Source organism: Streptomyces sp. NPDC039424 (genome assembly GCF_055639495.1).
The window spans coordinates 1-20,725 of the sequence record NZ_JBVKAI010000003.1 but is presented as its reverse complement, the minus strand read 5'-3'; the positions used below and the strand labels follow the sequence as shown (position 1 = coordinate 20,725).

At 74.1% G+C, this 20,725-nt stretch carries 19 protein-coding genes; 7 read left to right on the top strand and 12 right to left on the bottom strand.

From position 1 onward, the window contains the following. The first annotated feature begins 134 nt into the window (after nt 1-134). The 4 genes from ACZ7L0_RS08330 to ACZ7L0_RS08315 are packed head-to-tail and all read left to right on the top strand — an operon-like array spanning nt 135 to nt 4,767. Complete coding sequence (locus ACZ7L0_RS08330; RefSeq protein ID WP_471241631.1) at nt 135-872, top strand: hypothetical protein; 738 nt, start codon at nt 135-137, stop codon at nt 870-872. A 57-nt stretch (nt 873-929) separates the two neighbouring features. Beyond that, nucleotides 930-1,601, top strand: coding sequence for an isochorismatase family protein (locus tag ACZ7L0_RS08325; protein WP_471241630.1), 672 nt, complete (start codon nt 930-932; stop codon nt 1,599-1,601). Then, entirely contained in the window at nt 1,589-3,565 is a 1,977-nt protein-coding gene (locus tag ACZ7L0_RS08320) for an anthranilate synthase family protein (protein ID WP_471241629.1), read from the top strand. The genes ACZ7L0_RS08325 and ACZ7L0_RS08320 overlap by 13 nt, the downstream gene beginning before the upstream one ends. Further along, a complete protein-coding gene (locus tag ACZ7L0_RS08315; RefSeq protein WP_471241628.1) occupies nt 3,562-4,767 on the top strand; it encodes a 3-deoxy-7-phosphoheptulonate synthase in 1,206 nt (401 codons plus the stop codon). The genes ACZ7L0_RS08320 and ACZ7L0_RS08315 overlap by 4 nt, the downstream gene beginning before the upstream one ends. A gap of 71 nt (nt 4,768-4,838) precedes the next feature. Here the strand turns inward: ACZ7L0_RS08315 and ACZ7L0_RS08310 are convergent, their stop codons facing one another. The 6 genes from ACZ7L0_RS08310 to ACZ7L0_RS08285 form a co-directional block, all read right to left on the bottom strand. Then, nucleotides 4,839-7,358, bottom strand: a complete 2,520-nt coding sequence (locus ACZ7L0_RS08310) for a helix-turn-helix transcriptional regulator (RefSeq protein WP_471241627.1) — start codon at nt 7,356-7,358, stop codon at nt 4,839-4,841. Nucleotides 7,359-7,443: 85 nt separating this feature from the next. Beyond that, nucleotides 7,444-8,286 (bottom strand): PhzF family phenazine biosynthesis protein, encoded by an 843-nt coding sequence (locus ACZ7L0_RS08305; protein WP_471241626.1) that lies wholly within the window; start codon nt 8,284-8,286, stop codon nt 7,444-7,446. Nucleotides 8,287-8,382: 96 nt separating this feature from the next. After that, complete coding sequence (gene phzG, locus ACZ7L0_RS08300) at nt 8,383-9,000, bottom strand: phenazine biosynthesis FMN-dependent oxidase PhzG (protein ID WP_471241625.1); 618 nt, start codon at nt 8,998-9,000, stop codon at nt 8,383-8,385. After that, nucleotides 8,997-9,338, bottom strand: coding sequence for a hypothetical protein (locus ACZ7L0_RS08295; protein WP_471241624.1), 342 nt, complete (start codon nt 9,336-9,338; stop codon nt 8,997-8,999). The genes phzG and ACZ7L0_RS08295 overlap by 4 nt, the downstream gene beginning before the upstream one ends. Before the next feature lie 44 nt (nt 9,339-9,382). Further along, nucleotides 9,383-9,553: a hypothetical protein gene (locus ACZ7L0_RS08290; RefSeq protein ID WP_471242211.1), complete on the bottom strand. Its 171-nt coding sequence runs from the start codon at nt 9,551-9,553 to the stop codon at nt 9,383-9,385. A 76-nt stretch (nt 9,554-9,629) separates the two neighbouring features. Beyond that, on the bottom strand, nt 9,630-10,136 hold the full coding sequence (locus tag ACZ7L0_RS08285) for a PhzA/PhzB family protein (protein ID WP_471241623.1): 507 nt from the start codon (nt 10,134-10,136) through the stop codon (nt 9,630-9,632). Between the two features lie 218 nt (nt 10,137-10,354). Here ACZ7L0_RS08285 and ACZ7L0_RS08280 point away from each other — a divergent pair, with 218 nt between their 5' ends. After that, nucleotides 10,355-12,214 carry an AfsR/SARP family transcriptional regulator gene (locus tag ACZ7L0_RS08280; protein ID WP_471241622.1) on the top strand — a complete coding sequence of 620 codons (1,860 nt, stop codon included), beginning with the start codon at nt 10,355-10,357 and terminating at the stop codon, nt 12,212-12,214. 483 nt (nt 12,215-12,697) lie between these two features. Here ACZ7L0_RS08280 and ACZ7L0_RS08275 read toward each other — a convergent pair whose 3' ends face one another. The 4 genes from ACZ7L0_RS08275 to ACZ7L0_RS08260 form a co-directional block, all read right to left on the bottom strand. After that, complete coding sequence (locus ACZ7L0_RS08275; protein WP_471241621.1) at nt 12,698-13,762, bottom strand: LuxR C-terminal-related transcriptional regulator; 1,065 nt, start codon at nt 13,760-13,762, stop codon at nt 12,698-12,700. A gap of 187 nt (nt 13,763-13,949) precedes the next feature. Beyond that, complete coding sequence (locus ACZ7L0_RS08270; RefSeq protein WP_471241620.1) at nt 13,950-15,125, bottom strand: ParB/RepB/Spo0J family partition protein; 1,176 nt, start codon at nt 15,123-15,125, stop codon at nt 13,950-13,952. A 200-nt stretch (nt 15,126-15,325) separates the two neighbouring features. Next, nucleotides 15,326-16,126, bottom strand: coding sequence for an HAD family hydrolase (locus tag ACZ7L0_RS08265; protein WP_471241619.1), 801 nt, complete (start codon nt 16,124-16,126; stop codon nt 15,326-15,328). A gap of 165 nt (nt 16,127-16,291) precedes the next feature. Continuing rightward, nucleotides 16,292-17,464 (bottom strand): acyl-CoA dehydrogenase family protein, encoded by a 1,173-nt coding sequence (locus ACZ7L0_RS08260; RefSeq protein ID WP_471241618.1) that lies wholly within the window; start codon nt 17,462-17,464, stop codon nt 16,292-16,294. 127 nt (nt 17,465-17,591) lie between these two features. On the opposite strand from ACZ7L0_RS08260, the gene ACZ7L0_RS08255 reads away from it, so the two are divergent. Then, complete coding sequence (locus tag ACZ7L0_RS08255; protein ID WP_471241617.1) at nt 17,592-18,197, top strand: TetR family transcriptional regulator; 606 nt, start codon at nt 17,592-17,594, stop codon at nt 18,195-18,197. A 207-nt stretch (nt 18,198-18,404) separates the two neighbouring features. Here the strand turns inward: ACZ7L0_RS08255 and ACZ7L0_RS08250 are convergent, their stop codons facing one another. Then, nucleotides 18,405-19,436, bottom strand: coding sequence for a ScbA/BarX family gamma-butyrolactone biosynthesis protein (locus tag ACZ7L0_RS08250; protein WP_471241616.1), 1,032 nt, complete (start codon nt 19,434-19,436; stop codon nt 18,405-18,407). A gap of 219 nt (nt 19,437-19,655) precedes the next feature. Between ACZ7L0_RS08250 and ACZ7L0_RS08245 the strand changes: the two genes are divergently transcribed. Beyond that, entirely contained in the window at nt 19,656-20,327 is a 672-nt protein-coding gene (locus ACZ7L0_RS08245) for a ScbR family autoregulator-binding transcription factor (protein WP_471241615.1), read from the top strand. A gap of 96 nt (nt 20,328-20,423) precedes the next feature. Here ACZ7L0_RS08245 and ACZ7L0_RS08240 read toward each other — a convergent pair. After that, nucleotides 20,424-20,725: chorismate synthase (locus ACZ7L0_RS08240; protein ID WP_471241614.1), on the bottom strand; the 302-nt coding region annotated here is incomplete at its 5' end.

Here is a 20,725-nt window from a genome sequence, read left to right as displayed (position 1 = left end):
GTCGCATGCCGGAGCACACAGGTGGGCCGCACGGGCCGGCCCGGCGTTTGTGAGTGACGTCCACTCAAGAGCCCGACCCTACCCCCGTGTTGTGCTGCTCTTCGCCGGTCACCGCACCGAAAGGAGGGCACGGGGTGAGAGCGGGAGACATCCATCTCGCGGGCATCGGTACCTGGCGCCCCGGCGCCGCGCCCGCAGCCGAACCCGCCGACACGACGGCCTGGTCCGGGGCCGAGGCCGCCGTGCGGGCAGCCCGCACCGCCCTGACACGCGCGGGACTGCCGTACCAGCGGTTCGGAGCGCTCCTGCACGGCAGCCCCCTTCCGGACGGCCCCGCACATCTGTCGGTGCCGCACTACGTTCTGCACCGCACCCTCGGCCGGGCCGTTACCGCGGCCGAGCTGCGCCAGGGACGGCTCTCCCTGCTGTCCGCGCTGGGACTGTGCGCCCATCTGCTGCGCGCACCGGGCGGCAAGGACGCCGTCCTGATCACCGGATCCGAACCGGCCGCCCCTGGCGCCCCCACCGGCCACGCACTCGTCGTCTCACGGCTCGGCGGCTTCGCCCGCGTGCTGTCGGTCGCCGAGAACTGCGACCCCGGCCACTACGACCTGCGCACCCCACCCGGCTCCGGCTGGGCCGCGCTGCGCGCCCGCACCGAGGACCAGGTCCTCGCCGAGGCCGGGGCCGCCCGGGGCGATCTCGCCGCGACCCTCACCGGCGCGCCCGGCGCGGGCGACCTGGTGCCCGCCCTGGAGGAGCTGTGCACCACGGGCCGCGCGGCACCCGGCGACCGGCTGCTGCTCACCGCCGCCACACCGGGGCTGGAAGCGGGCGCCGCGGTCCTGGAGATCACCGCGGCCCGGCCCTGAGACCGCCCCCGGCTCCCACTCATCTGTGTTCCGATCCCTGCCTAGGAGGCCCGGACCATGGCGAACACCATTCCGCCAGTACGGCCCTATTCCCTGCCCACCCGCGCCGAGCTGCCCGAGAACACCGTTTCCTGGACGGTGGACCCGAGCAGGGCGCTGCTGCTCGTGCACGACATGCAGCACTACTTCCTCAGGTGCTTCGGCGACCGCTCCCCGGGACCCGAACTCCTCGCCCATGCCACCGCCGTACGGCGCGCGGCGGCACACGCCGGAGTGCCGGTGGCGTACACCGCCCAACCCGGCAGCATGACGCCCGCCGAGCGCGGTCTGCTCAAGGATTTCTGGGGCGAGGGCATGCGCGCGACCGGCACCGACCGGGACATCCCCGTGTCCCTGGCGCCGGCCCCCGGCGACACCGTCTTCACCAAGTGGCGCCCCAGCGCCTTCTTCCGCACCGGGCTGCTGGACCTGCTCCGCGGCAGCGGACGCGACCAGCTGATCCTGTGCGGCGTGTACGCACACGTGGGCCTGCTGCAGACCGCCTGCGAGGCCATGGCGCACGACATCCAGCCGTTCTTCGTGGCGGACGCCGTCGCCGACTTCGGCGAGCGGGACCACCGCATGGCCGTGGAGTACGCGGCCAAGCGCTGCGCCATGGTCATGACCACGGACGACGTGTGCGACGCCCTGGCCCTCGAGACCACCGGAGCCCCGCGATGCCTGCGATGAACTACCCCGACCTGCTGGACACGCTGACCGGTCCCACCCCGCCCCCGGCGTTCGCGCTGCTGCACCGCCCGGAGACGGCCGCCGAGCGGATCGACCTGCTCACCGGCACACTGCACGAGGCGGCAACCCTCGCCGAGGTGCCGCTGCCCGCCCCGGGCGGGCACGCACGCCACGAGGCGCTGGTGCTGCTGCCCTACCGGCAGATCACCGAGCGCGGCTTCGAGGCACCCGACGACGGTGCGCCGCTGACGGTGATGAGCATCGAGCGGCAGGCCTCGGCACCGGTCGGCGAGGTGCTCGACCGGCTCCCCGACGTGCCGCTGAGCGCCCGCGACCTGGGCTTCGACCTGGACGACGACGCCTACGCCGACGCCGTGCGCCGCATCGTCGACGAGGAGATCGGCACCGGCGCCGGCGCCAACTTCGTCCTCAAGCGCACCTTCGTGACGCAGTTCGACCACTGGTCGCCGCAGGCCGCGCTCGCGCTCTTCAAGCGGCTGCTGCGCCACTCGGCGGGCGCCTACTGGACCTTCCTGATCCACACCGGGGAACGCACCCTGCTCGGCGCGAGCCCCGAGCGGCACATCACCCTGGACGCGGGCACCGCCGTGATGAACCCGATCAGCGGCACCTACCGCTACCCGGAGTCCGGCCCGTCCGCGGACGGGCTCCTCGACTTCCTGGCCGACCGCAAGGAGGCCAACGAGCTGTACATGGTGGTCGACGAGGAACTGAAGATGATGAGCCGGATCTGCGAGGGCGGCGGCCGCGTGGTGGGTCCCCGGCTGCGCGCCATGGACCGGCTCGCGCACACCGAGTACTTCGTCGAGGGGCACTCCCGGCTCGACGTACGCGCTGTCCTGCACGAGACGCTGTTCGCGCCGACCGTCACCGGCAGTCCCCTGGAGAGCGCCTGCCGGGTGATCTCCAAGTACGAGCCGGAGGGCCGGGGTTACTACGCGGGCGTGGCCGCGCTGATCGGCCGGGACGAAGCGGGTGAGCGCGCCCTGGACACGGCGATCCTGATCCGCACCGCCGACGTGGACGCCGCGGGCACACTGCGGCTGAGCGTCGGGGCGACCCTGGTGCGCGACTCCGACCCGTACGCGGAGGCCGCCGAGACACGGGCGAAGGCGGCGGGCCTGCTGGCCGTGGTGCACGGGGACCCGGGCGCCGCCGCGGCGGAGCCGGGCGAGCCGTCCCCGGCCGCCGCGGCCGCCCGCCGGCTGAGCCTGCTGCCCGCGGTCGCCCTCGCCCTGTCCGCCCGCAACGAACCGCTCGCTCCGTTCTGGCGCAGCGACCCGCGGCGGCGGCGGACGGCCGGCTCGCCGCTGGCGGGGCTGCGGGTCCTGTTCGTGGACGCCGAGGACACGTTCACGGCGATGGGCGCCGACCTGATGCGGGCCCTGGGGCTCGAGGTCGCGGTGCGCCGCTTCGACGAGGCGTACGACCTCGACGGCAGCGATCTGGTCGTGGTGGGCCCGGGACCGGGCGACCCCCGGGACACCGCCCATCCGAAGATCGCCCATATGCGGGCGCTCACCGGGGAGCTGCTGCGCCGGGGCACGCCGTTCCTGTCGGTGTGCCTGGGCCATCAGATCCTCAGCTCGGTCCTCGGCCTGGAACTGGTCCGCAAGGATGTGCCGAACCAAGGCGTGCAGCGCACCATCGACCTGTTCGGGCACCGCGAGGACGTCTACTTCTACAACACGTTCACCGCGGTGAGCGCGGCGGACGTGTTCCCCGGGCCCGCCGCCCGCCCCGGCCTCGTGGAGGTCGCCCGGGACCCGGCCACCGGCGAGGTCCACGGGTTGCGCGGCGCGGGCTTCGCGTCCGTGCAGTTCCATCCCGAGTCGGTGATGTCGCGGGCCGGTGTGCACACCTTCGAACGCCTGGTCAGCGGCCTGTTCCCAGCTCGTCTCCGTTCGCCCCTCCCCTACTCGGAACGCGAGGAAGTCGCATGAGCGCCCTTCTCCCCCCGTCGTCCCTGGCCGTGCCCGAGGCGCTGCAGCAGCCGGTGTGGCCCGACCCCGAGGCCCTGCAGACCGTCCGGGAGCGGCTGCTGACCGCACTGCCGCTGGTGCTGCCGACCGAGTGCGACGTCCTGCGCCGACGGCTCGGCGACGTCGCGGCCGGCAAGGCGTTCCTGCTGCAGGGCGGCGACTGCGCGGAGACCTTCCGCGATCTGTCGCTCGACACGGTCTCGCGCAAGATGGACACCCTGTTCGGTACGGCGGACGAGCTGAGCGAGGCGATGTTCCTCCCGGTCGTCGTCGTGGCGCGGCTGGCCGGCCAGTACGCCAAACCTCGCTCCCAGCCCGTGGAGACCCGGGACGGGGTGACCCTGCCGTCGTACCGGGGTGACGCCGTGAACGGCCCGGAGTTCACCGCCGAGGCCCGCACCCCGGACCCGCACCGGATGCTGCAGATGTACGCGGCGGCCGGGGCGACGCTGAACGCCGTGCGCTCGCTGCTCACCGAACGGCGCACGGCCGTCGGGCAGCGGGAGATGTTCGTCTCGCACGAGGCGCTGCTGCTCGACTACGAGCGCCCGCTGACCCGGCCGGATGCCCGTACCGGCGACTCCTACACGGGCTCCGGGCACCTGCTGTGGGTCGGCGAGCGGACCCGGCAGGCGGACGGGGCGCACATCGACCACCTGTCCCGGATCGGCAACCCGGTCGCGGTGAAGGTGGGGCCCACGGCCACGCCCGCCGAGATGCTGGCCCTGGTCGAGCGGCTCGACCCGGACCGGGAGCCGGGCCGGCTCACGTTCGTCGCGCGGATGGGCGCCGACCGGGTGCGGGACGCGCTGCCGCCGCTGGTGGAGAGCGTCGCCGCGGCGGGCGGGCGGGTGGCGTGGATATGCGACCCGATGCACGGCAACACCTACAACGCGCCGTCGGGACACAAGACACGGCACTTCGACACGGTCCTCGACGAGGTCACCGGCTTCTTCGAGGTGCACCGGTCGCTGGGCACGCACCCCGGCGGCCTGCACCTGGAGATGACCGGCGAGGAGGTCACGGAGTGCGTCGGCGCCGGCGTCGCCCCGGCCGACCTGCCGCTCCGTTACGAGACCGCCTGCGATCCACGGCTCAACCGCAGCCAGACGCTGGAACTGGCCCGGCTGGTCGGCGAGCTGGCGACCCCGGTGGCCCGCTGAGGCGGCCGGTCGTGCGAAGGGCCCCGGCCGGACGGCCGGGGCCCTTCACGGAGGGGACTGGAGAGGGGAACTCACAGATGGTGGGCGAGCTCCGTGCGGGCGGTGACGCCGAGCTTCCCGTACACCCGGTGCAGGTGGTTCTCCACCGTACGCACGGAGACGACGAGCCGGTCGGCTATCTCCTGGTTGGACAGCCGCGAGGCGGCCAGCGAGGCGACCTCGCGCTCCCGGGCGGTCAGCCGGGCCGTGCCGGCGGCGGGTTCCGTCCACGACGCCGACGTGGGCGCCCAGGGCGGGAGTTCACCGTCGTAGGCGGCGAGGAGCTCCGCGCAGCGCACGCGTGCGGCGCGGCCCCGGCGGTGGCGGCCGGCCGCCTGGTGCGCCCGGGCGGCCTGCGCGGACGCCTCGGCGGCGAGCGGCGGCGCGCCGAGCGAGGCGAACCGGTCGGCGACCGTGTCCAGCGCTTCGCCGTCGCGCCGGGCCAGGGCCCGGACGTGGGCGGCGAGCAGCGCCGGGTATCCGCCGTCGTCCTCGCGGACCAGCCGGGCGAGGTCCGCCGCGGACGCCGCCGCGTCACCGACCCGGCCCGCCAGGTGCAGGGCCGTGACCGCCTGGTGCAGACGCCCGGCCGCGGCCGCGCGGGAGGCGACCTCGCGGGCGCGGCGCGCGGCGCCCGCGAGGTCGCCGGTGTGCGCGAGGACGAGGGCGTGCTCCAGGGCGGCACCGTCCACGGCGAGCGGATAGGCCACGGACCGCCGCTCGATCGCACGGGCCTCGACGACGGTCCGTATGGCCTCGGTGTGCTCACCGGCCTCGGCGAGCACACCGGCCAGCTGGGAGAGCGTCCACGCCGGAGTGGTGAACCAGTCGGCGCGGTCGTCGCGGGCGCAGGCGCGCCGCAGCAGCGCCACCGCCTCGTCGTAGCGCCCCGCGCTGCGATAGGTGCGGGCCCGCACCACCGCGCCGCGGATCTCGCCGCGACTGCCCGCGATGTCGTGGCGGATCCCGTCGAGTGCGGCGGCCAGCTCGGCGGTCCGGCCGAGCTGGAAGGCGGCACGGCTCGTCAGGAGCCTGGCCGCCAGCCGGTGTTCGGCGTCCCATCCGTCCATCCGGTCGCGCTCCCGCCGCAGCAGCGCGAGAGCGCCGGCGGCGTCACCGCGCTCGATCCGTGCCAGCGCCACGGGGGGCACGACCAGGGCGGCGGCGTCCGGGCCCGGGAGTCCGGTGCGGGCCGCCCCCTCGATGTCGTCCCGCAGCAGCTGCAGGACGGTGCGGGCACCGAGCAACGCGGTGTCGTCGGGGTGGCGCGGGGCGGCCGTCTCCACGAGCGCGGCGGCCTCGGGGACCCGGTGCAGACCCCAGGCCAGGTTGAGCGCCCGCGCCGCCTCGTCGCCGGTCCCCCGGGCGAACTCCTCCTCCGCCTCCTGGTGCCGCCCCTGCCCGGCGAGCGCCCGCGCCAGCAGGGCACCGGGACCACCCCCGCCGTGGTCCCGGTCGCCGTGCGCGGAGAGTCCCAGGCGGCAGAAGCGCTCCGCGAGGGTGAAGTCCCGGCGGCGCAGCGCCGCGTCGGCCGCTGCGAGCAGCCGGTGCGCCGGGACCTCGTCGCCCGCGGCGAGCCGCAGCGCGACCGTGCGCGGACCGTCGTCGGTGCGGCGGGCGCCGGTCGCCTCGATGGCGTCGGCCAGCCGCAGCCGCAGCCGCCGGGCGGTCAGGTCGGGCAGCCCGGCGGTGAGCACGGGCGCGTACAGCGGATGGGCGAGGCGCAGCCGTAAGCGTCTGCCGTCGCGTTCGGCGACCACTATGCCGCGCCGGTTGAGGGACTCGGCGGCATGGGTGAGGTCCTGGACCGGTACCAGACCGGCCTCCAGCGGTCCGGCGAGGGCGATCATCGCGGCGAGTTCCGCCTCGTCGTCGGCGAGCGGACCGAGCCGCAGCCGCACCATCTCGACGAGCCGGTCGGACGGCTCGCCGGCGAGGCCGTGCCACTGCCAGGTGTCGCGGTCGAGCCGCAGGCCGCCCTCGGCGAGCGCGGATTCGACGATCTCGCACAGGAACTGGGCGTTGCCCAGGGTCACCGACCACAGCCCGTCCAGGCTCGGCCGGGCGATCCGGCCGCCGAGCCGCGCCCGCAGCAGGGCGTCGGCCGCGGCCGGGCCGAACGGCTCGACAGGGATCCGCTCGACCCGGCCCTCCACCCACAGCCGGGAGACGCCGTCCGGCAGGGGCATGCCGGACGGGGCCGCCGCGAGCAGGGCGGCCCGGCCGGCGCGGACCAGCGTGTACAGCCGCTCCGCCGCGCCCGGTACCAGCAGGTGCACGTCGTCGGCCCCGACGACGGGTGAACCCCCGCCGTCCGCCTCGCCGAAGTGCCGGTCCAGGTCGGTGGCGCGCGGGTCGTGCAGCCACACGGTGGTGTGCCCGGCTTGCCGTGCCGCCTGCATGGCGGCGGCGAGCAGCCGGCTCTTTCCGGTGCCGGGCTCACCGACGAGGAGGGCACCGCCGTGCTCCACCGCGGCGGCGACGCCCGCCAGTTCGGTTTCCCTGGCCGTGAGGGGCCATGCTGCCGCGCCGGTGTACGGCTTGATCGACATGGTGCGGTCACTCCTTGTCCGCTGGGTGCTCGGATGCCGGGCGCCGACCGGGTGCCGGGCGCCCGTGGCGTCGTTCACGGACGGGTCAGGCCATGAGTCCGGCGCGGGCGACGATGACCGCGGAGCCACCCACTTCGATCGACTCCACGTGGTCGGCCCGGCCGGTCGCGGTGGCGAGCATGGTGGACAGGCGTCCCATCTCGACGCCCTGCTGGATCTCGATCTGCCGGCCGAACTCGACCAGGCCGTGCCGGGCCAGGTGCAGGGCCAGCGGGCCGGCCGCGGAGCCGGTCGCCGCGTCCTCCACGACGCCGTAGGCGGGCGAGAACATGCGGTTGCGCCACTGCGCGCCGGATCCGGCGAAACAGTTGGCGGCCATGTCCGGGAACCTGGCGAGTGCCTTGTGGTCGGGTTCGAGGGCGGAGAGCGCCTCGATGCTCTCCAGGCCCACGTAGACGTGCCGGGGGCCGTTGCGGTACGCGGTCACCGGCAGGGTGGAGGAGTCGAGGCCGAGAGCGGCGAGGAGTTCGTCGGCGTGCTCGTACACCTCCCAGGTCGGAATGGGCTGCCGCATCCGCGCCGAGACGATCTTCCCGTCGTCGCCGCGGTCGAAGACGAAGGGGATCACCCCCATCTCCGTTTCGAGGCGGAGCCGGTTGGCCCGGATCGACTCGCCGAGCACGATGGCCGTGCCCAGCAGCGGATGACCGGCGAAGGGCAGCTCATTGACCGGGGTGAAGATACGGATGCGCGCGTCGCCGCCTTCCTGGGGCGGCAGCACGAAGGTGGTCTCCGACAGGTTCATCTCCCGGGCGATGCGCTGCATCCGCGGGCCGGGTATGTCGGCCGCGTCCAGAAAGACGGCCACCGGGTTGCCCTCGAGACGCGTACTCGTAAAGGCGTCAGCGACCATGTAGGCGTGCATCATCCGTCCAATCGCGCGGGCGCCGGAGCCATGTCCGTCACCTTTCTGTCGTAGGGAGGGGGACCGGCCCCGCACCCCGAGGTGCGGGGCCGGGGCGCGTCACGGCTGCAGGCGGCTCGTCGTCCAGCCCCGGTCGGTCCGCAGGTAGACCAGCCGGTGGTGCAGCCGGTCGGTGCGGGCCTGCCAGAACTCCACCGCGTCGGGGGTCAGCAGATACGCGGCGAAGGACTCCGGCCGGGGCAGGGGGCCGAGCCCGGAGAGCCGGGTGGCCTCGGCGCGCAGCCGCTCCTCGTCGTCGAGGAGTTCGCTCTGCCGGGACACCGTGGACATGGCGTGCGTGGCCACCGGGCGTACCGCCCACAGGTGGTCCGCCTCGGCGTCCGGCAGCCGCTCGACGGGCCCTTCGAGGACGATCTGGCGGCCGCTCTCGCGCCAGTACAGCACCGCCGACGCCCGTGGTCGCAGGGCGAGTTCGCGGCCCTTGCGACTGTCCGCGTGGGTGGTGAACACCAGGCCGAGGTCGGTGATCGTGTTGACCTGGACGGTACGGCTGGAGGGGCGGCCGCTCGCGTCCGCGGTGGCCAGCGCCATGGCTCCCGGCTCCCGCACCCCTTCTTCGGTGGCCGTGCCGAACCAGGTTCTGAGCAGCTCGATGGGATCGTCCGGGAAGGTCGGGTCCACGGGCATCGCGGTCACGTGCGCCTCCGTCGTGCTCATGCCTGCAGCGCGCGGCCGAGGCCCGCGAGGCTGGTGATACCGGCCAGCTCGTGGATGCCTTCCGCGACGGCCTCGACGTCGAACACCGCGCGCTGCGTGGGCGGGTAGCCGATGAGCTCCGCGGCGCTGCGCGGGTGCGGGGGCGCGGACGCCTCGGCCGATTCCCAGACGAAGACGGCGCCCCAGCGGTTGTGCTCCTGGTCGGCGATCCAGAATTTGTAGATCAGTCCGGGCTGGCGGTTCCAAGCGTCGACGGCCTCGTCGCGCAGGAAGTCCCGCAGGGTTTCGATGGTCTGGTCGGATTCGCTCAGATCCCACCAGGCGACCATGGCCCTCATGACATGTGAACCTTTCTCGGGTGAGGCGGCGGGGACCGCCGCCGTCAGTCGATGCCGCGCAGGATGTGCGTCTCGTGCGGCACGTCCTCGCAGCCGGCGAGTCTGATCGGCGCGCAGCGCGCCCAGACGTCCAGGCTGCGCGGCAGGCCGTACCGGGTGGTGCGCCGCGTGCGGCCCAGGGCCCGGCGGCGTGCAGCCTCTTTCTTCGGGGACACCACGACTCCTCACGCGCGGAATCTTCGACGTGGGCTGTTCGGCACGGGCCTTTCGGCACGGGCCGTCCGGGACGGACTAGGTGGGAATCCCTTCCCGCTTGATGTGCGGGACGTCGATGCCGAGCGCGCGGAGCTGGTTGAACGGGTTCATGAATTCCCGGGCCTGCTTGATCTTTCCGTTCTCCAGCAGGAACGAGTGAATGAAGTGGTTCTCGTAATAGCCCTCGGGATAGCCGGGGAACAGAATCTTTCCCTTGCCGTCGCACTCGACCCAGAAGCGGTTCGGGTCCTGGGTCTCGTAGATCTCGATGTTGTACCAGACCCAGTCGGGGAAGCACTGCAGCGACCAGACGGCGTGCTCGCCGAGGCGGTCGCGGCCGTGGATGGCGATGGGGCCCGGGGTGTCCGCCGTCCACAGACCGCCCACCCCGTCCTCGGTGAACAGGTGGTGCCGCGTCAGGCGGTCCTGGCCCAGCGTGTGCATGTACGTCTCGACGGCGGCGCGGTTGGCGCGCCGCAGTTCGGCCTCGTCGGCGAAGACCGCGGTGTCGGCGGTGTCTTTCAGCTGTGCGGTGTCGGACACGGTGTCCTCCGGCGTCGTGCGGACGGATGGGTGCTGTCGCCCGCCACCGTGGGTCGGGGGTCTATAGCCGGGGAGCGCCCTCCCATATTTCGTCTGTACGCGCTTGGCAACGTCCTGCCCGCGCAGCTTCCTGACGCCCGGACCTGCTGAATCCAGGCCGGCGACTCGCGCAGAATGCCGGAACGGAGACGACTCCGCCACGGGGCAAGGAGAGGGCAATGGAATTCCGGCTGCTGGGGAATGTCGCGGTGCTGGACGAGCGTGGCGCGGTCCCGCTGCCGGGCGCGAAGGTGCGCACCGCGCTCGCGGCGCTGGTCCTCGCCCGCGGCTGGCCCGTGTCGGACACCGCGCTGACCTCTGCGCTGTGGGGCTGGCACCCGCCGGACACCCGGACCGCGCAGCTGTACACCTACATGTCGCGGCTGCGGCGGCTGCTGGGTCCGTCGGTGCGGCTGGAGCGGCAGCAGTCCGGCTATCTGCTGCACGCCCAGGACGCCACCGTCGACGTACTGGAATTCGAGCAGCTGGCGGCCGAGGGGGCGCGGGCGCTGCGCGAGCGGCAGTTCGAGCGGGCGAGCCGGCGGCTGGAGCAGGCGCTGCGGCTGTGGCGCGGTACGGCACTGGCCGATGTGACAGAGCATCTGGCGAACGCGGAGCGGCCCCGGCTGGAGGAGGCCCGGGCCCTGGCCCTGGAGGACCGTCTGGAGGCGGATCTGTCGCTGGGCAGGCACCGGGAGCTGATCGGGGAGCTGACGGGCCTGGTGCACGCGTTCCCGCTGCGCGAACGGCTGCGCGCGCAGCTGATGACCGCGCTGTACCGCTGCGACCGGCAGAGCGACGCGCTCGCGGTGTACCACCACGGACGGCAGCTGCTCGCCGACGAGCTCGGTGTGGATCCGGGGCCGACGCTCAGCGGCGCCTACCAGACGGTGCTGAACAACGCCCCGGTCCTCGCGGCGCCGCCGGCCGGGCGCGCCGCCGATCCGGTGCCGGCCGCGGCGGCCGGCGCACCGGCGATGCTGCCGCCCCCGGCGGACGACTTCACCGGGCGGCAGCGTGAACTGGCCGAGCTGGCAAGGCTGTTGCCGCCCGGGGAAGCGGGTGACGGGGCGCCGCAGCGTCCGCGGCGCTTCCTGCTGACCGGCATGGCGGGCGTCGGCAAGTCGACGCTGGCCGTACAGGCGGCGCACACGATCGCGGCCTCCTTCCCCGAGGGACAGCTGTACGCCGACCTGCGCGCCCCGGACGGCGCGCCGCGGGATCCGCGCACGGTGCTGTCCGAGCTGCTGCGGGCACTCGGTGACGACGCCGAGGACCTGACGGGCGCCGCCCTGTCCGCGTACGTGCAGCGGTACCGCGCCCGTACGGCGGGCCGGGCGCTGCTGGTGATCCTCGACAATCTGGTGGCGGAGCGGCAGTTGGAGCCGCTGCTGCCGGGCGGGACCGGGTCCGCGGTGGTGGTCACCGCCCGGGCCCATCCGGCGGCGATCCCCGGCATACGCACGGTGGTCCTCGAACCGCTGCGCCCCGGCGAGTCGTTGACGCTGCTGGAGGCGATGGCCGGGGCGTCGCGGCTGGCCCGCGAGCCGGAGGCGGCACGGGACCTGGCGGCGTACTGCGAGGGGCTGCCACTGGCGCTGCGCACGGTGGGCGCCCGCCTGGCCGCCCGGCCGCGGCTCCCCCTGAACTGGCTGGCCGACCGTCTGGCCGAACCCGACGGGAGACTGCGGGAGTTGCGGTACGGCGAGCTGTCCGTGGCCGCGAGCCTGGCCCACTCGCTGCGCGGCCTCGACGACACCGCCCTCGCGGTGCTGCGGACGCTCCCCGCTCTGGGCGGGCGCCCGTTCACCGCGGCGGAGGCCGCCGGGCAGCCCGGGAGCGCGGAGTCCGCGTCGTTCGAGCAGGCCCTGGAACAGCTCGCCGACGCCCGCCTGCTGGACCTGTGGGCGATCGACGACCACGGACGTCCCCTGTACCGCTGCCCCGGCCTGGTACAGCTCTTCGCCCGATCCCTCGAAGCACCGGCGCCCGGTCGAGCCCAGGCCCCCACCACGACCGGCGCCCCCGGACCGGCCTGAGGGACCCGCCCCCTCGGGGCACGGGCGGCCGGTCGAGTACGGGCCCCCACCGCGCCCCCGGCCCGCGGACCGGTTCGAAGGGCCCGCCCCTCGAAGCACCGGCGGCCGGTCGAGCCCAGGCCCACCACCTCGACCGGGCCCCCGGACCGGCCTGAGGGACCCGCCCCCTGGGGGCACCAGCGGCCGGTCGCGTACACCCCACCACAACCCGGACCCCGGACCGGTTCGAAAGGCCCGCCCCCTCGGGGCACCAGCGGCCGGTCGAGTACGGGCCCCCACCACACCCCGAACCCCCGGACCGGCCCGAGATCCTCACCCCCCGCCGCACCGGCGGCCAGCCGAGCCCAGGCCCCCACCACGACCCGAACCCCCGAACCAGCCCGAGACCCCCACCGCACCAGCGGCCGGTCGCCTGCGGCCCCCACCCTGGCCGGGGCGCCCGGGCCGGTCTGAGGGTGGGCCTCCGGCCGGTCCGGCGTTCTCCTACTTCCCGCCGCGGTCGCTCCTCCCCCGCCGTTCGGGGGCCGCGTGGGCGTCGCGCGACGGTGGCTGCGGGAAGGGGGTGAGCCAGCCGCGGGCGGCGGCGAGGGCACCCGCCTGGAAGCGGCTGCGGGCCTGCAGGCGTTCGAGGAGGTGCGCGGTGACACGGCGTCCGGTGCGGACCGATATCCCCAGCTTGCGGGCGACGACCTCGTCGGTGTGCCCGGCCGCGAGCAGTTCGAGGACGGCGCGTTCCTGGCCGGCGGGGCGTTCGTCGTCGGCCGGCTCCGGCTCGGGGTCGAGGGGCTCGGAGCGCTGCCACTGCAGCTCGAAGAGGGCGTTCAGGGCGGTGACGACGGGGCCGCCGTCCAGGACCAGGATGCCCTCGTCCAGCCGGTGCTGATCGCGCAGCAGCACGGCGGTGCGGCCATCGAACAACGCCATGCGCAGCGGGAGTTCGGGCACGGCGCGCACCTCGGCCCCGCTGCCCCGCAGCCAGCGGGCGTGGGCGATGGCGTCCCGGTCTCCGGCGAGGCCGGTCACGCACAGATAGCGGGCGCGCAGGCGGCGGCCGACCACTCCCTGCTCCAGCAGGCGGGAGGCCTCCGGAGAGCTCTCCAGTCGCGGGCCGCGCGGCGCGAACACCGCGAACTCGCGCTCGCAGCCGTACGCGTACCGCTCCAGCCGGGAGCGGATCGCGTCCTCGCCGGTGAACTGTCTGACCCCGTAGGGCCCGGCATCCGGGGTCTCGTCCATGAGTTCGATCAGCATGCGGCTGATTTCGAGCCGGGCCCCCGCGACGGCCTTCTGCCGCTCCAGCAGCCGCTGTTCCTGGCGGGCCAGCAGGCCTTGCAGGCTCAGCTCGGGGTCGACGAGCCGCATGCGTCCGGGCCGCTCCTCGGAGGGCCGCAGCAGCGCCAGGCGGATCAGCTCGTCCCACGCGTCCTCGATCCGGTCGGGCGCCCAGCCCAGCTTCCCGGCCAGTTCCTGCCGTCCCAGTTGCGGGGTCCTGAGCATGACGCCGTATACGGCTGCGGCGTCCGGGCCCAGTCCGAGTTCGTCAAGCATCGTCGGTTCCTCGTCGGGGGGTGGGTCGGATCGGAAGGCTCGCGGAAGGGATGCGGGAACGCGAGGGCCGCGGTCCGGGGGTGTGCGACCGCGGTGGTACGGCAGTTGCACGCGCGCCGCGCCGACGGGGGCCGCCGGTCGGCGGACCGCACCTCCCGGTGTCCGTCGGGGGCGTTTCGGCCTGGCGTCATCCGGCACGGCCGTCCAGCCTGCGGGCCAGGTCGAGCCAGGCCTCGGCGCACTGCCGTGCCAGACCGGCGGCGATGGCTGCGCAGTGCGGCGGGACGCTGTCGGCGAGCCGGCGGCGGCGCTCGGCGGGAACGGCGTGGGTGGCCATCAGCCGCAGCAGGTAGCGGCCGTTGTCGGTGAGCCGTACCGAAGGGTCCCGGCTGAGCACCCGCAGCAGTTCGTCCCGCTCCGCGGCGGCCGGGCGTCCGGCCGGCCCGCGTCCACCCTGGGACCGCGCCGGGCGGCCCGCGCCGTCCGCGTCCTTGTCGGCTCCCTCGGCCCCGTCGGCCGACCGGGCCCGCCCGGCCGCCTTGGCGGTCCGCCGCTCCAGCTGCCCGGGGGGCACGGGGTCCTCGCCCCGCAGCACCCGCCGGCGTACATCCCGGACCGTGCCCGGCGAGATACCGACCGCCGCCGCGACCGCGCGCAGGGACGCCTCGGGGTGCGCCGCGATGAACGCGCCGGCCTGGCGGCGGGCCTCGGCGGTGCTCAGCGGGCGGACCCGACCGTCGCGGCCCACCCGGACCGCGGCCTGCGGCTCGGGACCCTCCATGCGCTGGCGGATCGCGCACACGGTGCGGGCGGACAGGCCGACCACCGAGGCGATGGCCCGGTCCGACCACTGGGGGTGGGTACGCAGGATGCGGTGGGCGGCCGCGGTCCGGTCGGCCGTGGACAGCGGCAGGCCGTGTTTGACGTTCAACTCGACGGCGAGCACGAAGGCGTCGTGCTCGGACCCGTCGAAGAACCGCACCGGCAGCCGTTCCTCGCCGCGCAGACGCGCGGCGCGCAGGCGGTGCATGCCGTCGACGACCCGCATCGTCGCACGGTGCACGATGACGGGCGGCAGGGTCGCCCCGGATCCGGCGAGCGTCCGTGCGTGCCCCACGTCCTCCCCGCCCAGCCGCGGGGACGCGGCCGGGAGCAGCGAGTCGATGGGGACGAGTTCGACGGGCGAGAGGCGGTTGTGGTGCGCGGTCTCGGGATCGGCCGTGTCCATGAACAGGACCGCGGAGTCCGCGAGGGTGAGCGGTAACCCGCCGCCCGGGGATCCGAGGGTCAGGGCGCCTCCCGGGGCGGAGGTCCCGCCGTCCCGGATCGGTGCACCTGTGTCGGTGGAGTCGGTGCTGCTCACGTGGGTGTCCCCCCGGTTCGGTCGGTCGTGCGGGGTCGCATCCGAGGAGGCCTGCGGAGCCGCGCGCGGGGTGCGGTCCCGGCCGGTGGCAGATGTGTGGCGTTCCGCATGGTGCGTGTCCCCTTTCGGGGCGGCGGGGCCGTTTCGGGGTTCAGGCCGTTCGCCAAGCCCTGCCGACTATAATACCTTCGCGAAGGAATTTATTTGAGACAGGCGGCGCCCGGCAGGCGTGCGGCGAGCTCCGGGTCGTCCCCGACGATCACCGGGTGGCCGACCTCGGTGAGCATCGCCAGGTCGGAGACGTGGTCGCCGTAGGCGAAACAGTCCCGCGGATCCGCCCCGGGGTACCGGTCCAGCAGCCGCCGGACCAGTCGCCGCTTGCCCTCCCCGATCACCGGCCCCTCCTCCAGCTCCCCGGTCAGCACCCCGTCGCGCTCCTCCGGGCGGGCGCACAGCAGGTGCCGGGCGCCGACCGCGTCAGCCACGGGGGCGAGGAGCGCCGGGAAGGACCCGGAGACGAGCGCGAGGACGGCGCCCTCGGCGCGGTGCGCGTCCAGGGCCGCGCGGGTGGCGGGGATGAAGAACCCGTCCCGGCGCGACCGCTCGCGGTACCAGCGACGCCCCGCCTCCGCGACGGCGGCGGCGCTCTCACCGGCCCAGGCGCGGTAGTACCGGCGGTTCAGCTCGTCGCGGGGAACCCCGGCGCCCCCCATCGCGGCCAGTTCGGCGGCGAGGCGCCGGGCGTGCCGGACGCCCTGCGCGCCGTACCGCCGGCCCCAGTAGAAACCCAGGAAGTCGACCAGGCTCTTGCAGGCGACGAGCGTCTCGTCCACGTCGCTGAACACCACCACCCGCACGGCGGCGGCATCGTCCGGCCGTTCCCGCCCGGGGGGCCGGACCGGGCCGGACGGCGCCGGGAAGCGGGCGCGCCCGCGCGAGGGCAGGGGCACCGGTGCGCTGCGGGGCGGTGCCGCGATGGCCTGCTCCTTCGTCCCGTTCACGCCGCCGGCCTGCCCCACGGCAGCCCGTGGGGACGCCTGCGGGTGCCCGGTACAACCCAGGGAGCGCACCCCCGGTCCCCGTCCGGCCGTCCTGTCGACCGCCGCGCCCGTACCGTCCGCGACCGTCGTCACCGCAAGACCTCGATCCCCCGTGGTCATGCCTCGTCACCTGCCCTCGGCCGCCGGAGTCGCCGTGCCGACGCGGGCGTACGCCTCCGCCGCGGGGCCGAGCCGCAGGGCGGCGTGCCCGGTGGCGGTGTGCACATCGCGCCAAGCACGCTGGAACTCGCCCCCCGCGTCACTGCCGTGCGAGCCGCCGGTACGGAAGAGACGGTCCACGGCGGCCACCACGAGTTCGGCTCCGACCGCGGCGTCCCGCTGGCCCTGCGCGACCGCGCCCTCGGCACGCGGGTCCGCGTCCGCCCGGCACGCCACCTCGCGCAACAGGAGCCCGGCGGCGTCGAGTTCGGCGGAGGAGCGGGCGAGCGCCTCCCAGACGGGAACGGCGACGGAGGCCGCGCCCGCCGCCGCCTTGGCCAGCACCAGGTCGCTCCACAGGCGCAGGGCCCGCCGGGCGGCGCCCAGCGCGATCGCGGCCAGCAGGACTCCGCCGACCAGTTGGGCGGGGGCGGCGTAGGGGATGGGGCGTCCGGGCGTCGCGTCGCCGCTCATCATCGCGGACATCTCGAAGGAGCGCCGGCCTGGTACGAACACCCCACCCAGCGCGATCTCGTGACTGCCCGTCCCGCGCAGGCCCACGCTGTCCCAGGAGTCGATGACCTCGACCTCGGCCCGGGGAACGGCGAAGACGAGCACACGCGCGCGCCCGTCCGCGTCGGCACCCGGCCGTCGCTCCGGCGCGGCCACCAGCACCCAGTCGGCATGGCCCACGCCGCTGGCGAACCGCCATCTGCCACGCACCAGCCAGCCGTCGCCCTCGGGTTCGGCGCTGCCCGTCGGCGGGATGACCGCCGCCGATATCCGCACGTCGGCCGTTCGGCCCCAGACGTCCCGCTGCCCCTCCTCGGGCAGGAACGCGGCGAACCGCCCATGGCCCGCCCAGAGCACCCCGCACCATCCGGCGGAGGCGCAGCTTTCGGCGACCTCGACGGCCGCGTCGAACAGCTCGGCGAAGCCGCCCTCGCCGCCGCCCCAGATCCGGGGCACGAAGTGGCGGGCGAAGCCCGCTTCGGTCAGCGCCCGCGCGGTCCGCGCGGAGATGTGCCGTTCCCGCTCGGCGTCGGCCGCGCCGAGCGAGGCGACCGCGGCGGCCGGGGCCGGAGTGAGCAGCCTCCGGCTCCGGGCGTCCGCTGTGATCAGGTCAGTGAGCTCGGTCATCCCTTGAACTCCTCGGATCAATGCGATTGTTTGAGACGGGCCGGGACTGTGACGAGGGCGTTCAGGCTATCAAACATTCCTTCGCGAAGGTATCTTTATTTATCAACGGCCCTCGGAAGGGAGAGGGATGAGCGGAAAGCAAGCACGGTCACGGCTGACGTACGAACGCGTCCTGGACGCCGCGGCCGAGGAGTTCGCCCGTGAGGGGTACCCGAACACCAATCTGCAGCGGGTCGCGGAACGCACCGGTCTCACCAAGGGCGCCCTGTACGGCCACTTCCCCTCCAAGGAGAAACTGGCCGCGGCCCTGGTCGAGCAGTTCGACGCGGCCCTGCGCACACCGGACCAGGGCAGGACGGCGGGCGACGACGGCACGAACGGCACCGCGCTCGACAAGCTGCGCTCGCTCACCTTCTCGCTCGCCGACCGCCTGGAGAACGACATCCGCACCGCCGCCGCCCTCCGCCTCGTCGTGGACCGCGCCCAGCAGACCGGGGAGTCCCCGACGATGCTGTCGCGGCTGCGGGCGCATGCCGTGGAGCTGATACTGGAGGCCCAGCGGGAGCGGGACGTCGACCCGGACCTGCCCGCCGAGCGCGTCGCCGAACTGCTGCTGGCCGTGCTGTTCGGCGCGCACTGCACGGCGCCCGTCATGAACTGGAAGAAGCTGCCGGACCAGATCCGCGAGATGTGGGACCTTCTGGACCCGGCGCTGCGCGGACACCGGGACTGAACCGGCCCCGGACCCCGAAGGGCGGCACCTGTGACCGGCGCTCAGCCGCACCGGGACCCGCCCCACCTTGCCTGCCGGAACCTAGGACGTCACCGCCCCGGCCTCCATAAGAGGTGGGGCGGGTCGGCGGGCGGGCGACGGGAAGGTGGGGTCACCCGCCACCCGCACCGCCGCCCGACGGAGCGTCAGCCGGTCTCCGACGGAGCGTCAGCCCGTCTCCGCCCACACCATGTCCGCCGTGGTGACCACCTTGCCGCACTGCACCGCGTCGACGGTCAGCCGTCGGGTGCCGCCGTCGCGGCGATCGTCCCGGACGACGAGTGCGACCGGGGCGTCGAGTTCGACGAAGAGGCGGCAGTCGGTGGCACACGAGACCAGGGAGTACGCGGCGTCGGAGGAGCCGCCGTTGACGAGCAGATGCCCGAGCTGCCGGAAGCCCTCCAGGGACGCCATCATCGGCAGATGGTCGGTGGGATGGTCGAACAGGATCGCGTGGTCCGTGTCGATCCGCATGCGCCACTCCCCCGCGGCGGACCGCTCCAGCACACAGTCCTTGGCCCGCAGCCGGCCCGTCCCGGAGGGCGGCACCGTCTCCCACCCCTCCTGGCCGGGCCCCGGGCGCACCGCGCCGTTCGTCAGTGAGACCGGGCTGGCGTAGGGGGTGCTGCGGGACCGCAGCGCCTGGTAGGTCCGTTCATCCAGTGCGATGAAACGGATCCCGGCCCGCCCGCAGACCTCCCCGTCCACGGTCAGCGCCGCCTCCAGGCGCAGTCCGTAACGGCGCGGCGGCCGATGCCCCACCCGCACACAGCGGATGTCCAGCACGACGGAGTGCGGCACCGCGCGCACGCGCAGGGGTGCCGGATCCGTGACCTCGAAGTCCATGTCGTAGGCGACGAACCGGTACCCGAGGGGAACGTCGTAGTACTCGTGGGAGAGATAGACCAATGACTGCCGAAGCGTTTCCGCAATGAGCAGTGGATCCATCCGGCCCATCGGATCCGGGTGGTACAGCGCATGGTCCCTGGGCCACTGCGCGGCGACCAGGAAGTGGTCCTCCCCGATCGGTGCCGTGTCGGTGAGAAAGACCTCGGCCATGGCCGCGCGGTGCACCAGGGTGCGCGGCACCGGCCTGAGATGGTCGAGGCGCTGAACGAACTCCGCTTTCGCGCCGCCGGGCACGACGGGTGCCTCGCACGTCGATGTGGCGACGTCCGCCGGTCCGCACCGGTCAGGCACGGACTCGACCCTCAGAGCGGCCGCCCCCATCGTTAAGCCTTCAAACACGATGTGTCCTTCACTCAGTCACGGTGGAACGATGTATTGGATCGCTGCGATGACGGAGCGTGGGCAGAACCCATCCCCCAGGCCAGAAAATATACCTTCGAGAAGGAATATTGCAATGGCCGCCCGCTCTCCCCGACGATGGTCGCCAACAACGAGGAGCAACTTGTGAACGTGAAGAGGAGCACTGTGGGAGCCGGAGACCAGCCCACGCGCCGACCTGCGTCCACGGCCGCCAGGCCGCGCGAGCTCAAGCAGGAGCGCGCTGTCCGCACCCGTCAGCAGGTGCTGGACGCAGCCGCCGCCGCCTTCGCGGAACGGGGCTTTCCGGCCGTCACCATGCTCGACATCGCCGAGATCGCGGGCATGACGAAGGGCGCCGTCTACTTCCACTACGCGAACAAGGAAGCCCTGGCCACCGCGGTGTGCGAGGAGTTCTACCGCCGTCTTCCCCTGATCGCCGAGGAGGTGGGCAAGGCCGCCCTGCCTCCCCTGGAGGCGGTGGCCGAGCTGCTCAACCGCACGGCGGTGGCCTTCCGCGACGACACGATGATCCAGGCCGGGGCACGGCTGCAGATCGAATCCGTGTCCATCAACGCCACCCTGCCCGAGCCCTTCATCGGATACACCGACTCGGTCACGGCGCTGCTCGACCGGGCCCGGAGCGCGGGCGACCTGCCGTCGCACAGCGCCCCGGACGCTCTGGGCCGGGTGCTCGTCGCGGCGTTCTTCGGCGCCCAGCACATCTCGTGGCGGCTCAACCAGCGGTCCCATCTCGTGACACGCGTGCAGGAGATCATCAATGCCGTGCTGCCGCAGGCGACCTCAGCGGCCGGCAAGGTCTGACACCGCGCCCCTCGCCGCACCCGACCACCTCTGAACGGCCCGACGACCGCCGCCCCTCCTCTGCGGCGGCCGTTCCCGGGCCCGGCGGCGGTCACGTCACCGGACGTGCAGGTTGTCGAGGTACGACCGCACGTTGCGGCGGGTCTCGGGCACGCTGTCGCCGCCGAACTTCTCCGCCACGGCGTCCGCGAGGACCAGGGCCACCATGGCCTCGGCGACGATGCCGGCCGCCGGGACGGCGCACACGTCCGAGCGCTGGTGATGGGCCTTGGCGGCCTCACCGGTGGCCACGTCGACGGTGGCCAGCGCCCGGGGCACGGTCGCGATCGGCTTCATCGCCGCCCGCACCCGCAGCAGCTCGCCCGTCGTCAGACCGCCCTCGGTACCGCCGGAACGGC

Coding starts and splice junctions, on each gene's coding strand:
- ACZ7L0_RS08325 (WP_471241630.1), top strand. CDS start 930: ATGGCGAACACCATTCCGCCAGTACGGCCCTATTCCCTGCCCACCCGC.
- ACZ7L0_RS08320 (WP_471241629.1), top strand. CDS start 1,589: ATGCCTGCGATGAACTACCCCGACCTGCTGGACACGCTGACCGGTCCC.
- ACZ7L0_RS08315 (WP_471241628.1), top strand. CDS start 3,562: ATGAGCGCCCTTCTCCCCCCGTCGTCCCTGGCCGTGCCCGAGGCGCTG.
- ACZ7L0_RS08310 (WP_471241627.1), bottom strand. CDS start 7,358: ATGTCGATCAAGCCGTACACCGGCGCGGCAGCATGGCCCCTCACGGCC.
- ACZ7L0_RS08305 (WP_471241626.1), bottom strand. CDS start 8,286: ATGATGCACGCCTACATGGTCGCTGACGCCTTTACGAGTACGCGTCTC.
- phzG (WP_471241625.1), bottom strand. CDS start 9,000: ATGAGCACGACGGAGGCGCACGTGACCGCGATGCCCGTGGACCCGACC.
- ACZ7L0_RS08295 (WP_471241624.1), bottom strand. CDS start 9,338: ATGAGGGCCATGGTCGCCTGGTGGGATCTGAGCGAATCCGACCAGACC.
- ACZ7L0_RS08280 (WP_471241622.1), top strand. CDS start 10,355: ATGGAATTCCGGCTGCTGGGGAATGTCGCGGTGCTGGACGAGCGTGGC.
- ACZ7L0_RS08275 (WP_471241621.1), bottom strand. CDS start 13,762: ATGCTTGACGAACTCGGACTGGGCCCGGACGCCGCAGCCGTATACGGC.
- ACZ7L0_RS08260 (WP_471241618.1), bottom strand. CDS start 17,464: ATGACCGAGCTCACTGACCTGATCACAGCGGACGCCCGGAGCCGGAGG.
- ACZ7L0_RS08255 (WP_471241617.1), top strand. CDS start 17,592: ATGAGCGGAAAGCAAGCACGGTCACGGCTGACGTACGAACGCGTCCTG.